Raw genomic sequence first — 14,983 nt, forward strand, 5'->3', positions numbered from 1 at the left:
CTCATCAACGATCTCCTTCAAGGCAGGCCAGCAACGCGTCGCGCAGGGCCTCCTGTTGCGTTTCATCGAGCGCGCCATCGCGCCCGTCGGGTTGGGTACTGGTGAGCTGGAACACGTCCTCCGCGCGCTCGCCGAAGGTGGCGATGCGGGCGTCGTGCACGCGCAGACCCTGGCCGCGGATGGCCTGGGTGACGTCGGCCAGCAGTCCGGGCCGGTCGGTGCAGACCAGGCTGAGCATGGTGCGGCCGTCGTCGAGCGTGTCGAAGCCGACCTGCGCGGCGATGCGGAAATGGCGCAGGTGGCGCGGCTGCTGGCGACGCGTCGGCTTGATGCGGTCGAGCGGACCGTCGAGCACTGCGGCCAGGCGCTGTTCGACCTCGTCGATGCCCGGCGGGCAACGCGGATCGATCGGCACGACCTCGAAGCTGTCGAAGATCATCGCGTTCGGCCCATCGAGCACACGCGCCTGCTGGATCGCCAGGCCGAGACGATCGAGCGTGGCCACGATCGCGGCGAACAGGCCATCGCGGTCCTGGCAATGCACGAACACTTCCAGGGCACCGGCATGCTCGCCGACGGCGCGCGCACGCACGCGTGTTTCGCCAACGGCGACGCCGCGCAGCGAGGCCGCCTGCCAGGCGATCTGGTCGGGGCGGCTGCGCTGGAAGCCGATCTCGGGCATGCGCGCAAAGAGTTGATCGACGTCCTCGTCACCGAAGCCGAGCGTGGCCAGCATCGCGCGCGCGGCATCGCGGGTTTCGCTTGCGCGTTCGACACCTGCGACCGGATGCTCGAGTCCACGGCGCAGCGCCAGGCGCGTGGCCGTGTAGAGATCGGCCAGCAGGCGATCCTTCCAGGCATTCCACAGCTTGGGTGAAGTGCCGGCGATGTCGGCGCAGGTCAGAAGATACAGATGATCCAGGTGCTCGCGATCGTTGACCTTGCCGGCAAAGCGATGGATCACTTCCGGATCGGCGATGTCCTGCTTCTGCGCCGTCACCGACATCAGCAGGTGCTGGCGCACCAGCCATTCGACCAGCGCGGTGTCGGCACGCGACAACCCAATCGTGCTGCAGAAGATGCGCGCATCCTCGGCACCTAGTTCGGAATGATCACCGCCGCGGCCCTTGGCGATGTCGTGGAACAGCCCGGCCAGCAGCAGCAGTTCCGGCTTGCGCAGGCGCGGCCACACTTCGTGGGCGATGCTGAAGCGCTCGTCGACGATGCCCGAGGCGAAGCGCGCCAGGTTGCGCAGCACCGCCAGCGTGTGCTGGTCGACGGTGAAGACATGGAACAGGTCGAACTGCATGCGCCCGGAGACTTTCGCGAAAGCCGGAATCCAGCGCCCCAGCACGCCCAGTCGCGCCATGCGCTCGAGTGCATGCACCGGGTGCGGACCGCGCAGCAGCGCGATGAAACGTTCGCGCAACGCCGGCTCGGCCTGCTGGAACGCCGGCACGCGCGACAGCGACTCGGCCAGTGCGCGCGCGGTCTGCGAGTGCAGGCCGCGGACGGCATCGTGCCCGGCCCACACGGCAAACAGTGCGAAGACATCGTAGGCATCGCGCGGCCACTGCGGGTCGCGCGCGGCCAGGTAGTCGCGGCGCAGTTCGAAAGCATGGTCGATGACGACCGGCGCGGTCTCGCCTTCGATCTGCTCTTCGAAGCGCTGCAGCAGGCGTTCGCCGATGCGCAGCACCAGCGCGGCACTGCGGTAGAAGCCCTGCATCATCTGCTCGACGGCAAGCGTGTCGGCGTTGTCGACATGCCCCAGCCGTTCCGCGAGCAGCTTCTGGTAATCGAAGCGCAACCGCTCCTCGCGCTTGCCCGCGACCAGGTGCAGGCCGAAGCGCAGGCGCGACAAAGCGCGGCGTTCGCGCTCGAGCGTGGCCAGTTCGTCGGCGCCGAACTGGCCGATCGCAACCAGCGACTCCAGGTCGCCGGTGCCGACGATGCGCAGCGCCATCCAGCGCAGCGTCTGCACGTCGCGAAGGCCACCGGGGCCTTCCTTCAGGTTCGGCTCGAGGTTGTCGGCGGTGTCCTCGTAACGGGCATGACGCAGGCGCAGTTCCTCGCGCTTGGCGCCGAAGAACTCGCGCGCCGGCCATACCTGGTTCGGCGCCGTCGCCACCTGCAAGGCATGCATGTCCTCGACGGTGGCGATCAGCGGACGGGCTTCCAGCATCGCGGTGAGCACGGTGATGTCGGCGGCGGCCTGGGTGCATTGCGCCGCTGAACGCACGGCGTGGCCGACCGGCAGGCCGGCATCCCAGAGCAAGGCGACGAATGCGGCCAGCGCCTCGCCGTGCGCGACCTGGGCGTCGGGCTCCGCGAGCACCAGCAAATCGATGTCCGACTGCGGAAACAGTTCGCCGCGGCCGTAGCCGCCGACTGCGAACAGTGCCAGCGGCGCGTCGGCCGGCAGGCAACTGGCCCATGCGGCGCGCACCTGGGTGTCGACCGCGCCGGTCCGCGCCTGCAGCAGGCGGTCGATGTCGGCGTCGGGGTCGCTGTCGAAACGTTGTGCCAGGCCGGCACTTACCGCCGCAAGCGCATTGCGGATGGCGAGCGCCTGGTCACCAGTCTCCTGCGCCGCCGGTCGCGCCGCCGATCCTGCGGTGGATCCGGCGTCGGCGACCGGAGCCGTCATAGGTCGTTGTCGTCCCCGGGAACGCGGGTCAGGATCTCGACCCCGTCGTCGGTGACCACGACCGTGTGCTCCCACTGCGCAGAGAGCTTGCGGTCCTTGGTGACCACGGTCCAACCGTCGGGCAGCAATTTGGTGTGGCGCGCGCCCTCGTTGATCATCGGCTCGATGGTGAAGGTCATGCCGGGCTTGAGCACCAGCCCTTCGCCGGCGCGGCCGTAGTGCAGCACCTGCGGGTCTTCGTGGTAGATCCGGCCGATGCCGTGGCCGCAGTACTCGCGCACCACGCTGAAGCGTTCGGCTTCGGCGAACTGCTGGATCGCCGCGCCGATGTCGCCCAGGGTCGCGCCCGGACGCACGGTACGGATACCGCGGAACATCGCCTCGCGGGTCACGTCGACCAGGCGCCTGGCCATGACCGACGGCTCGCCGACCATGTACATGCGGCTGGTGTCGCCGTGCCAGCCGTCCTTGATCACGGTGACATCGATATTGACGATGTCGCCGTCCTTGAGGACCTTGCCGGGGCTGGGGATGCCGTGGCAGATGACGTTGTTGACCGAGGTACACACGGTCTTGGGGAATCCCTTGTAGCCGACATTGGCCGGGATCGCCTTCTGCACGTTGACGATATGATCGTGGCAGATGCGGTCCAGTTCCTCGGTGGTCACGCCCGCCTTCACGTGCGGGGCGACGACCTGCAGGACCTCGGCGGCCAGGCGGCCGGCGACGCGCATCTTCTCGATCTCTTCGGGGGTCTTGATGGTGATGGCCATGGCGCCATTATCGCCTATCTGCGGCCCGTTCAGGGTCCAACCGACCCCCAGCTTGCCCGTAACACAGCGTTACGGCTACAATCCCGCGGCTTGGCCAGGCCTTCGTGCCTTCCCAACCGCCCACGCCGGGCGCAGCAACCGGGCCAGCAGGCCCCGAGCAGGCGAATACACACCCGCTGCAACCCTTCGTGCCGGGGTGCCTGCGGTCCTTCGGGGCCAACAGGTTCGGTCACGGACGCAGCGGGGAGGCCCAACCCCGGAACCATCGCCCCCGGCCCTGCCGCGGGCAGCCGCCATACCCTACCCGGCGGCCGGTTCCACTGCCTTGGAGTTTTGCAATGCCCCAGATCACCATGCGCCAGATGCTCGAAGCAGGCGTCCACTTCGGCCACCAGACCCGTTACTGGAACCCGAAGATGGGCCCGTACATCTTCGGCGCCCGCGGCAAGATCCACATCATCAACCTCGAGAAGACCGTTCCGCTCTTCAATGACGCGATGAACTTCATCTCGGGCATCGCGCAGAAGCGCGGCATGATCCTGTTCCTCGGCACCAAGCGCAGCGCGCGCGAAGCCATCAAGGAAGAAGCCGAGCGTTGCAACATGCCGTACATGACCCAGCGCTGGCTGGGCGGCACGCTGACCAACTTCCGCACCGTCAAGCAGTCGGTGCAGCGCCTGAAGGAGCTGGAAGCGGCCGAGACCGATGGCACCTTCCAGAAGCTGGTCAAGCACGAAGTGCTGGGCCTGCGCCGTGAGCGCGACAAGCTGGAAGCCTCGCTGGGCGGCATCAAGGAAATGAACCGCCTGCCCGACGCGCTGTTCGTGATCGACATCGGCCACGAAGACATCGCGATCAAGGAAGCCAAGAAGCTCGGCATCCCGGTCATCGCCGTCGTCGACACCAACTACGATCCGGCCCTGGTCGACTACGCCATCCCGGGTAACGACGACGCCATCCGCGCCGTGCAGCTGTACGCCCGTGCCGCCGCCGACGCCGTGCTGGAAGGCAAGGCCGCTGCGCCGACGCCGGCTGGCGTGCGCGAGGAAGACTTCGCCGAAGCCGCCGCCGAAGGCGAAGAGAACGGCGCCGAGCGCAAGGCCCCGCGTGGCCGCGCCCCGGCCAAGAAGGCACCGGCCAAGAAGGCCGACGCCGCCGAGTAAGGCCGGCGTCATGCGGCCGCGCGATCATGCGCGGTCGCATCGCTTTGGTCGTACTGCATCTGGTTCACATTGAATTGATTCAGCGGACGCGCCACGCACCGGCCAGCCATGGCCTGAGCGACCTTTGGCGCCATCCGCACATCCACCGAATTCCGAGGTAATCCCCATGGCTGAAATCACCGCTTCCCTCGTCAAGGAACTGCGCGAGCGCACCGGCGCCGGCATGATGGAGTGCAAGAAGGCACTCGTCGAAAACAATGGCGACATCGACGCTGCCGCCGAGTGGCTGCGCAAGTCGGGTCTGGCCAAGGCCGACAAGAAGGCCGACCGCGTCGCCGCCGAAGGCCGCATCGCGGTTGCCCAGGACGGCGGCAAGGCCGTGCTGGTCGAGATCAACTCCGAGACCGACTTCGTCGCCAAGGATGACAACTTCCTGGGCTTCACCGAAGCCGTCGCCAAGGCCGCCCTGGCCTCCGGCGCCGCCGACGCCGAAGCGCTGAAGTCGGCCAAGGTCGACGACGGCCTGACCGTCGAGGAAACTCGCGCCGCCGTGATCTCCAAGGTCGGCGAGAACGTGCAGGTCCGCCGCCTCGCCCGCGTCGACAGCGCCAACAACGTTGCCGCGTACGTCCACGGCGGCCGCATCGGCGTGCTGGTCGAGGTCAAGGGTGGCGACATCGAGCTGGCCCGTGGCATCGCCATGCACGTTGCCGCGATGAACCCGCCGCACATCAAGGCTTCCGACGTCCCGGCCGAGTTCGTGGCCAAGGAAAAGGAAATCGAGCTGGCCAAGATGTCCGAGAAGGACAAGGCCAAGCCGGCCGAGATCCTCGAGAAGATCATCAGCGGCAAGATCGCCAAGATCGTCAACGAGGTCACGCTGTACGGCCAGCCGTACGTGCTCAACACCGACCAGACCGTCGAGCAGGTGCTCAAGGCCGCTGGCGCCGACGTCGTCACCATGCAGCGTCTTGCTGTTGGCGAAGGCATCGAGAAGGTCGTCGAGGACTACGCTGCCGAAGTGATGAAGCAGGCCGGCCTGGCGTAAGCCACCGGCGCCTCCCCGGCGCATGCAACAACAAGAAGGCCGCGAGAAATCGCGGCCTTTTTGCTTTGGAGTGCATCTGCTCCAAGCGACGGTGTCGTCGCTGCATTGGTCAGAAGTTGAGGGTGTAACGCGCGTTCACGCCGTGGTCGCGGGACTCGTCGGCGAACTGCCCGCTGTAGTTCAACTCGACCAGGCCATTGCGACTGACCCGTGCCCCCAGGCCGACTTCGGCCAGGTCGGCGTTCTCGGCCAGAGGCACGCCGTAAACATCGAACGCCCCGCCGCCTTGCCAGGCCAGCGACGCAGTCGACGACAGGTCACCACTGGCATGTCGACGAGCCATGCCGCCGCGCAGGCTCAGCCAGCTTTCCTTCTGTTCGGCGACCTTGAGGTTGAGGTTGAAGCGCAGCCCCAGCGTCGAGAGATTGATCCGACTGTCTGCAACCTGCCCGGCCAACGCAGCGACGCCACCGCGTTCGACAAAGCGATCCGAACTCGTCCGCACCTGGGCGAACTGCCCGTACGGCTCCCATTCCCAGGCACCGGCAGCCCAGCGATAGCCGCCTTCGATATACGCCTGGCGGGTGTCGGCATCGTAGTCGGCACGGGTCCGATCCTGCACGCCGGGAAACGCGATGGTCCGTTCGCCATCGACGTCATGCGCCGCATAGCCAAGACCCGCACGCACGCCGAAGCCGCCCCAGGCCTGGCCCGCATACAGGCCGGCGTGACGCGTGTGGATGTCACCCTTCGAATGCCGGCTCTGAAGCTTCACGTCATCCCGGCCAAGACCACCGAGCACGCCCACGCGAAAACCATTATCGAAGCGGAAGTCGTAGCCGAGCAGCGTGGTGCTGCCGTTGTACTCGACTTCGCCGGCATTGCCATCGGCGTGCAGCGTGCCGCCGCTGCTGAGCACCTGGATCCACGCGGCCGACGGCGCATCGCCATTGGCCGGCGCGAACTCACCGGAACCGGCCCGGGCCCGGACCAGCGCGGCATCACGCACATGACGACTGCCCTCGACCAGCACCGACTGGACGCTGGGATAGAGTTCGCCGCTTAGCGAGTCCAGCGCGCTGAGGGCCTGCTGCGGGAACAGCAGCGTCAGCGTCTGCGCCAGCCGCGCGTTGAATGGCAGAGCGTCGGCGGACCTCGCGGCAGAACGCTGGTTGCCTGTGCGCGCGGCCGCCGCAAGCGCGAGGCCTCGAGCGACGTCAACGTTGACCCCGTCCGCGCCGTAGTTGAAGTCGAACTTCAGGAACGGCGAAATGGCCGACGCGTCGATGCGGGCAAACTGGCCCGACACGCCACCGGTCGCCGTGAGGATGTTGAAGCGCTGTCCCAACAAGTACTGGCCCGGCGCATTGAACACCCGCACCGTACCGCCCAGCAGGTTGGCGCGCCCGGTGACATCGATGAGATCGGATGCCGACGGCGCTGCGATCTCGGCCTCGTACAACGAACCCGGTGCCTGGGTGTAGGTGCCCACGATGTGCAGGGTGCCGATCGAGTTGCCCGGAGCGACGGTGCCCTCGACCACGGTGTCGCCCAAAGTGCCGTTGCCGTGCAGACTGCCGCCTGCCGCAATCCGGGTAGCGCCGCCGGTCACACGTCCCTCGACGCTGGCGACGCCGCTGTTGACGAGCAGGTCGGTACTGGCCAGCTTTCCAATGAGCACGAACAAGCCGCCGTTGACCTCGACTTTGCCCAGGCGATTATCGGAATCCAGTTCGAGCACGCCCTGCCTGACATCAAGGCCGCCGAAGGTGTTCTTGCCACTCAGCCGCAGCCAGCCAACGCCCGACTTGGTCAACCGACCGCTGCCGCCGATGTCGTTGCGCCAGTCGTCCCAGGCCTCGCCTCCCCAGACCTTGAGGCCGCCAGCGCGCTGGTTCATCACCACATTGGTATCCACACGAATCTGACCCGGTCCGTCGATCGCCTTCTCCAGGTTGACCAGGCCCCAACCGTAGATGTCGTCGACACCGGGCGCACCGAGGTCGGTGGTCGTGGTCAACAGGACATCGCGCACCTGGGCATTGTCGAGGTACGGAAAGCGTTCGATCAGCAGTGCCAACGAACCAGTGACGTGCGGCGCAGCCATCGATGTGCCGGTGTACGTGGCATAACGGTAGGTTGGCATTCGCGAACGGACTTCCAGGCTGACGCTGCCATCCGGGCTCGTCGTAAGTTCACCTCGAGTGTTTCCGCCACCTGCGTAGATCGTCGACTGGATTTCGGCCCCTGGTGCGGCAACGCACCAGTTCATGCTAAGCCCGCATTTGTTCGAGCTGCTGGCCAGGACCAGGTTTCGGTCGACATTGACCACGCTGAGCCAATACTGCTCGATGTCTGAGAATGCACGCGGCAACGTGGCGTGGATGCCCGCAATCGGGTGTGCTTCGGGACTTGCGGCCCCAACGTCGTTGTTGCCTGCGGCCCAAACCTGGATCAGTCCCGTTGCCCGCGAACCATCGGTAATGGCTCGCCAGTAATCCGCTGCGCCTGGATCGAAAAGGCTGGAGTCCACGCCCTCGGTCGTGTCGGGCTCAACGGCGTAGCCCCAGCTGTGATTGATGACCCGGACCTCCTGTGCGTTCATTTGCCGGTACATATCGGCGATCGCCGAGACATCGGCACCGAAGCCAAGCAGATTCACCGGCGAATACCCGCCAGGGACCCTTTGCCACTGCGAAACAGAGTTGGAGAACAGACGCGCAGTCGTCAGGTCTGCGCCGAAAGCTACCCCATGGGTACCGCGACCGTCGCGGTTGGCGGCAATCGTTCCACCGACATGGGTTCCATGGTCGTTGTACCGAAAGCCGGGCGCATAACTCCCCCTGCGGATGATCTCGCGAACACGCTCCGGGACGCTGTCGTCAATCTGGATGTACTCAATGGCGACGTCATCGCCACGCGAAGAGAAACAGGCGCCGGGACCCGAGAGGAAGGTCGTATTGGTGCATCGACTACCGTCGGCAAGGGTGTCCGCAATCTGCAGACTGCGGTGATCCTTGCCCGCGAACTCCGGGTGATCGAGGCCGGTGCCGCTGTCGAAGATGCCGGTGCGAACGCCGCGACCACTCAGGCCGCGTGCGTAGGCGTACTCGGCACGGATCGCGGCAAGCCCCCAGTCCGCCTTGAATTCTTCGGAGCGCCAGCTTCCTGGGTCACCGGTGCGACCAGCTTCACTGACTGCACCTTGAGCGTTCGCGGTCGCGAGCCCAGCGAGAAAAATGGTCCCCGCGATCGCCGCGGATAGTGCCGAGCTGGCGCATGTGATGCTTTCAGCTTGTGCGTTCGCTCCCCTTGCCTTTTGCTGCATGTCCAGACGCTCCTTGTTTGACATGGACGAGCCTGGTCAAGACGCCGTTGGCGCTCTCCAGACTCCAGGTTCCGCTTCTTGTCGCGGCGCTCCCGTCTACCGCTGGTCAACCTTGCCGAATTCCGGCCCCCGGCTGACCCGGCGTAGGTGACCACTTCAAGTCCACGTCAGAAAATGAGAATCATCTGAAACACTCGGAGATCCCTGCGAGCGTTCGAGGTGCAGTGCTGTCGTGCATGCACGGGAATGGGCCGCAATTCTGCAGCCTGTCATTAGTCAGGAGCGGGATCTGCCGTCTCATGCGTTTCATGTCGCACGCACTCGCTCCCGCCGCCATGAACCGTGCGCAGGACTGGTGACGCCGAGGACCACGAAAGAGTCTGGAGAAGTCGATCCATCGACTTCCCCAGACATGCCGGACGCAGGGGGGGAGCCCCCGGCACTGACCGGCGTGGGTCCGTGGTAACCCACCCGGCTACGCACCCTCCTGGCGCGCAAACTACGCAGTTCCCGCTGACTTGCTTGGTGCGACTTGCAGGCAATGCTCGCCGACACGACATGCGCGATCCGCGCGCACGAATGCCTGTCGAAAACCAGACAGCTGTTGCTGAGTCGAAGTCCCCAATCACACAAAATTCGCGGACGCCTCATCTGACCACTACGATTGCGGGTCGTATATGAGAATCGTCTCAAAGCACGCGCGAAATACGCACGCTGGCTGCGGCGATGATGAATACGCGATTGGCACGGCGAACGTGCATCGAAGTCTTGGCGAAAGAGAGGCGCGGATGAAACTGGCGCCATCCTTGGCGCCCCATGCTTCATCCAGAAGACTGCAGGTACGACCTTCGCGATCCGCGGGGGAAGGCGCGCGGAGCCTGGCCGTCTCAATTGAATTGCGCCATCCGTGGCGCGTGATGCTTCATCCGGAAGCCTTTACCACCAGTACAGCCCGCGGGGCAGCGCGAACGTTGTCGAAGCGGTGAATAGGTGCGCCATCCTTGGCGCGTGAGCCTTCCTTTCGGAAGGTCATGGCCAGTAACGCAGGCGACGCCCTACCCCCCTACCCGGCCTGGCAGTTTATTTTCACGGAGGCATCGCGCCCGCTTCCCGGCAACCCTAGAAGCGGTACGCCGCGCTCAGCAGGTAATAGCGACCGCGCGGGTCGTCGTAGGCGATGTCGTAGCCGAGCTTGTCGGAGTCGTAGTTGACCGGCTGATGGTCGGTCAGGTTGTTGATGTTGAGCGAGAACCGCCAGCTGGCCAGCCCGACATAGGCCAGGTAGAGGTCGGCCGTGGTCCAGGCCGGCGTGCGGCATTTGCGCACGCTGGCATTGCCCTGCGGGCAGGGTTCGCCCGGCGCGGCAACGTCCGACGGTCCGAGCTCGTGGATGTTCAGTGCCGCGATCCAGTCGCCGACGGTCCACTCCGCGCCGGCCAGTACCGAGCGTTGGGGCGTGCCGTGACCGGCGTAGTCGAGCTCCGGGCTGGCGGCGTTGGCCTGGCGCCGAAGGTGGTCGAGGTAACTCGCCGCCAGGCGCAGCACGAAGCTGCCGTGCGCGTCGGTGGCGATGCGGTATTCGGACTGGAACTCCCAGCCATCCACTTCGGTGCGCCCGACGTTGGTGAAGTAGTCATTGATCGCGAACAACCCGCCCTGCTCGTCGCGCTCCAGCGCCTCGGCGAAGGCCGACGGATTGGCCAGCGCGTTGGTGCTGAGGATCTCGTTGCGACGCAGGATGCGGAAGCGGTCGAGACTGACGTCGAAGTCGGCCGTCGGCGCCCACACCATGCCGAGGATGTAGCTGCGCGAGGTTTCCGGCTGCAGGTCCGGATTCTCCCTGCCGCCGAGCGAGACCAGGCAATAGGTCACGCCATCGTCGGCCTGGATCGGCACCTGACACGGCGCCAGTGCGTCGGTCATCTCGACGATATCGACCGAATCGGAGGCGGTCGGGCGGCGCAGCTCGAACAAGGTCGGGGCGCGATAGCCGGAGGCGGCGGTGCCGCGCAATGTCAGCGACGGCGACAGCTTCCACTTCAGGCCGAGCATCGGCGAGGACCTGCTTTCATAACCCTGGCGATGATCGATCCGCCATGCCAGGTCGGCATTGAGCCAGGTCGTCACCGGCATGCTCAGTTCGGCATAGAGGGCCGAGCTGTAGCGATGCTCGTCGATGGCGATCTTCTGCGCGCCCAGGGCGATGTCGCCGGCGATCATCAACGGATCGGGACGATTGTCCAGCGCATCGCGATTCCATTCCATGCCGACGGCGGCCTGGGTTTGGCCGCCCGGCAACGAGAACCAGGGCCCGTTGGCACTGAAGGCGAACTGGTCGAACTGCGCATCGCCCTGCACCTTCACACGTGGCGACAGTTCGGACAGCAGCGCCTGCGGATTGCCGGCGCTGTTGAAGCGGTAGCTCACGTCATCGATCGCACGCTGAAGGACACTGTTGCTGACCAGTCCGTCGATCAGGTTGTCGACGTCATTACGGTGGTGGGCGAGATCCAGCCGCCACTGCCACTCGCCGCGATAGCCATCCAGGCCCAGGGTGAGGTCACCGCTGCGGGCGGTGCTGCGGCTGCGCACCTGTCCGATGTCGAAGAAGGCGTAGTTGAGGACGGTGGCGTTTCCCTGGAACCAGTCGTCGGGGTGATCGAAAGGCAGGAAGACGGCGGCATGGAATGGCGCTCCCTGCAGTCGTTGCTGGACCTGGCTCAGGCGCAAGGAAGCACTGAATTCGACGTTGTCGGTCAGTGGCTGCCGGATCTGTCCATAGACCGCGGTGCTCTCCAGCTCCGGTTGCAGCGTGACGTAGCGCGGCTTGTCGAGATAGCACTCGCCGGCGTCGTCGCGGATACGGTCCGGGCAGGCCCAGTGCTCCAGGCCCTGGGCGCTGAAGTAGGCCAGCGGGACGCGCTGGTCGCGCAGGCCCAGTCGGCGCAGGTCGGCGCTTCGCCAGGCGCGGTCGTCGCCGAGGAGCGCGTCGCGGTGCAGGTAATCGGCGCTGATCGACCAGTTGCCACCGTCATCGGCGACCTGGCCATAGTTGAAGGAGAACCGCCGCTGCTCGGCATCGCCGCGCTCGGACAATCCATAGCGGGCGACCGCTTCACCGCCCACCTGGCCTTTGCGCAGGATGATGTTGACCACGCCCGCCATCGCGTCGGCACCGTAAATGGCGGAGGCGCCGCCGCGGATGATCTCGATGCGCTCGACCATGCTCAACGGAATGCCGTTGAGATCGGTCAGTCCGCCCAGGTCGGCCGACGCCAACCCATAGTTGGCCATGCGGCGACCGTCGAGCAGGAACAAGGTGGCGCGAGGCCCCAGCCCGTACAGGCTGGTAGTTGCGGCGGCGGCGAATGGTTGCTGCGACTGGAAACCGCCGTCGGTGGCGACGTCGACCGGATGGTGGCTGACCATGCCGGGTTGGTAACTCAGCAACTCGAACAGTGCCTGGTAGCCGCTGGCCTCGATCTGGGCGCGGGTGATGCGGGTCAGCGGCACCGCGGTGACCACGTCCAGGCTCGAGCGCGGAATGTGGGTGCCGGTGACCTGCACCGTATCCAGCTCGGTAGGGGCATCGCCTCGCGCCGACGGCGCCCCGGACGCAACGCTCGTGGATGCGCTTTCGGCTTCGATCAGGAAGGTGTTGGCATTGACCTGCACCGCGCGCAGTCCGCTGCCCTGCAACAGCAGGTCCAGCGCCTGTTGCGGCGGCATGCGCACCTGCAGACCGGGAGCGCGCCGGCCTTCCACCAGTCCGGGGGCGTAGAGGATCTGGGTGTGGCTCTGCGTCGCCAACGCCTGCAGCGCGCGGTCGAGCTTGCCGGCCGGGACAACCAGACGCACTGGCGCTGCAACCTCTTCGGCCGCGTAGCAGACAGCCGCCAGGCAGCCCCATGACAGTGCGCCAGCGATGGCAAGGGTGAAACAGTACGACCTGGCCATTCGTCCGGTGAACGGGCTGCCCTGAGGCGCACATTACGGGAGGCCGACGGGGGTGGCAATGCGTTCCCTTGGGACGCTTGGCCCCCCTCCACCGCGATGCCGCAGGCAGCGTTTCCGGCGCCCGGCGATTACTGCGCCGGTCGGCTCAGGACGATCTCTTCGGCGCCTTGGCGCTGTGCCCGCAGCGACCAGCCGCGTTCCAGTGCCGCCACCAGCGCTTCCTGGTCGCCGGCGTGGAACACGCCGCTGACCTGCAACGAACCCAGTGCCGGGTCGTCGAGTCGCAGCTGCACCTGCGAATAGCGGTTCATCTCGACCAGCAACTCGTCGAGCCGTCGCTGGCGGAACACCAGATCGCCCTGCGGCCAGGCATGCGCCGCAGCCAGGTCGAGCGGTTGCTTGCCGCCGATGGCGCCGTTGCCATCGATGCTGATCTGTTCGCCAGGTGCCAGCTCGCTGCGGCGGACATCGGCGCCGGACCCGACCGAGACGTCGACCCGTCCTTCGAGTAGGCCGACGTTGACCTGCCCGTCGATGCGGCTGACCTGGAACGTCGTGCCGATGTCACGCACGGTGCCGGGACCTGCCTTGACCAGGAACGGACGATCCGGGTCGGCGGCGACCACGAACTGGGCGCGACCGCTCTCGAGTTCGACCAGACGCTGGCGGCCATCGAAGCGGGTAGTGATTTGCGAGCCTGTGTCCAGGCGCAGCACGGTACCGTCGAACAGCGTGATCTCGCGCTGCTCGCCCTGGGCCGTCACGAACTGCTGGACGACGGCCTTCTCTGCCGGGCGCGGCCACAGCGTGGCGGTGGCCACGGCGACAACAAGGACGGCCGCGGCCGCGGCTGGCAACCACGACCGCCAGTTGCGCTGTGATTCCGCGGGTCTGCGCCGGGCCGACTGTGCGGCCGCACGCAGAAGATCGTCCGAGCCCAGGCCCGCGGCCAGCGCATGGATCCGCTCGGCCTCGATGTAGGCGGCGATGTTGTCGGGCGACTGCGCCAGCCAGTCCTCGAATGCGGCCCGCTCGTGCGGTTCGCATTCGGGCGACATCAGCCGCGCCAGCCAGGCTTCTGCCTGGCTGGCACCGGTGTCAGGCTGGCCGGTGTCATGTTCGAACATCCTTGTACTCATGATTGGTCCTCGCGGCTGAGACCGCTTTGCTTCAGCTTCAGCCGCAACAATCCCAGCGCCTTGCCGATGTGCTTTTCCACGGCCTTCACCGAAATCCCGCAGTGGCTTGCGATCTGGCTGTAGCTCATGCCTTCGATCCGGTTGAGCAGGTAGACCTGGCGGCAGCGCTCGGGCATTTGCAGGATTGCCGCCCGTACAAGCGCCAACTCCTGCTCATGGGCAATGCGCTGGTCGTGGCTGGGCTCCGACGACGCCAGGCCGAGGAAATCCTGGTCGAGGCTGACATGCGCCGACGCCTGTCGCGTCGAGTCGCGGCGGCCGCGGTCGTTGAGCACGTTCAGGGCGATGCGGTACATCAACGGACGCAACTGGTCCGCCGGCTGGGAGCGGTAGCGCATCAGCCGGACCATCGCCTCCTGGGCGATGTCCTTGGCGTCCTCATCGCCGGCGCGTCGCGCCAGGAACGCGATCAACGGCGCCTGGTGCTCACGCAGGAACTGGTCGAAGCCGTCGCCATCCGCGGCTGGCGCGGCGGTGACGAGTTCGTCTTCTCGCGGTGGGGACGGCAGCATCGCCTCGGCCATTGCGTCGCTCACCCCGCCACGCGGCATGCGCCGCCGCAACGGCAGCGGTTCCGGTTCGAAGCGGAAGTGGGGCGAACGCTCATGCGCATGACGGGGATGGCTGGCTCCAGTGCGGACGGGTCGGCCGCGAACGCGCAATTTGTAGCATGCGCCCGGCCGGACCGGCACGACCGCCCGCGACGCGGTAGTGCCCGTCCCTGGTGCGGCTGGCGTCGACAGTGGCATTCCCATGCCCACCACAACGCAACGGCCGTGGCGCCACCCCACCCGGCCCGGTGGCGACCGTTCAGTTCCCGACCGGGGTCACGGATTGGTTGTGCGGCGTGACAGAGGAGAACGAC

General features: G+C 66.4%; 8 protein-coding genes. 2 read left to right on the top strand and 6 right to left on the bottom strand.

Going from position 1 to position 14,983, the window contains the following annotated elements:
• Positions 1–4: 4 nt before the first annotated feature.
• The gene (glnD, locus tag AC3A3Q_RS00200) at positions 5–2,650 is read right to left on the bottom strand and encodes a [protein-PII] uridylyltransferase (RefSeq protein WP_487584352.1); all 2,646 of its coding nucleotides are present in this window, start codon (positions 2,648–2,650) and stop codon (positions 5–7) included.
• Positions 2,647–3,423 (bottom strand): type I methionyl aminopeptidase, encoded by a 777-nt coding sequence (gene map, locus AC3A3Q_RS00205; protein WP_487584353.1) that lies wholly within the window; start codon positions 3,421–3,423, stop codon positions 2,647–2,649. Before map ends, glnD begins: the two co-directional genes overlap by 4 nt.
• Positions 3,424–3,761: 338 nt before the next feature.
• Here map and rpsB point away from each other — a divergent pair, with 338 nt between their 5' ends.
• Both rpsB and tsf read left to right on the top strand, forming a co-directional pair.
• Positions 3,762–4,586: a 30S ribosomal protein S2 gene (gene rpsB / locus AC3A3Q_RS00210; protein ID WP_487584354.1), complete on the top strand. Its 825-nt coding sequence runs from the start codon at positions 3,762–3,764 to the stop codon at positions 4,584–4,586.
• Between the two features lie 166 nt (positions 4,587–4,752).
• Positions 4,753–5,634 carry a translation elongation factor Ts gene (gene tsf / locus AC3A3Q_RS00215; RefSeq protein ID WP_487584355.1) on the top strand — a complete coding sequence of 294 codons (882 nt, stop codon included), beginning with the start codon at positions 4,753–4,755 and terminating at the stop codon, positions 5,632–5,634.
• A 109-nt stretch (positions 5,635–5,743) separates the two neighbouring features.
• On the opposite strand, the gene AC3A3Q_RS00220 is transcribed toward tsf, so the two are convergent.
• The 4 genes from AC3A3Q_RS00220 to AC3A3Q_RS00235 form a co-directional block, all read right to left on the bottom strand.
• Entirely contained in the window at positions 5,744–8,962 is a 3,219-nt protein-coding gene (locus tag AC3A3Q_RS00220) for a S8 family serine peptidase (RefSeq protein WP_487584356.1), read from the bottom strand.
• A gap of 1,119 nt (positions 8,963–10,081) precedes the next feature.
• Positions 10,082–12,919 carry a TonB-dependent receptor domain-containing protein gene (locus AC3A3Q_RS00225; protein ID WP_487584357.1) on the bottom strand — a complete coding sequence of 946 codons (2,838 nt, stop codon included), beginning with the start codon at positions 12,917–12,919 and terminating at the stop codon, positions 10,082–10,084.
• Between the two features lie 128 nt (positions 12,920–13,047).
• On the bottom strand, positions 13,048–14,046 hold the full coding sequence (locus AC3A3Q_RS00230) for a FecR family protein (RefSeq protein WP_487584358.1): 999 nt from the start codon (positions 14,044–14,046) through the stop codon (positions 13,048–13,050).
• An 8-nt stretch (positions 14,047–14,054) separates the two neighbouring features.
• Positions 14,055–14,654: an RNA polymerase sigma factor gene (locus AC3A3Q_RS00235; protein WP_487584359.1), complete on the bottom strand. Its 600-nt coding sequence runs from the start codon at positions 14,652–14,654 to the stop codon at positions 14,055–14,057.
• Positions 14,655–14,983 lie beyond the last annotated feature (329 nt).

It is taken from the genome of Lysobacter sp. Soil_C_59, assembly GCF_057656415.1.

Excerpts from the sequence above, each read along its gene's own strand:
- tsf (WP_487584355.1), top strand. The coding sequence starts at position 4,753 with ATGGCTGAAATCACCGCTTCCCTCGTCAAGGAACTGCGCGAGCGCACC.
- AC3A3Q_RS00230 (WP_487584358.1), bottom strand. The coding sequence starts at position 14,046 with ATGTTCGAACATGACACCGGCCAGCCTGACACCGGTGCCAGCCAGGCA.
- map (WP_487584353.1), bottom strand. The coding sequence starts at position 3,423 with ATGGCCATCACCATCAAGACCCCCGAAGAGATCGAGAAGATGCGCGTC.
- AC3A3Q_RS00220 (WP_487584356.1), bottom strand. The coding sequence starts at position 8,962 with ATGCAGCAAAAGGCAAGGGGAGCGAACGCACAAGCTGAAAGCATCACA.
- rpsB (WP_487584354.1), top strand. The coding sequence starts at position 3,762 with ATGCCCCAGATCACCATGCGCCAGATGCTCGAAGCAGGCGTCCACTTC.
- glnD (WP_487584352.1), bottom strand. The coding sequence starts at position 2,650 with ATGACGGCTCCGGTCGCCGACGCCGGATCCACCGCAGGATCGGCGGCG.
- AC3A3Q_RS00225 (WP_487584357.1), bottom strand. The coding sequence starts at position 12,919 with ATGGCCAGGTCGTACTGTTTCACCCTTGCCATCGCTGGCGCACTGTCA.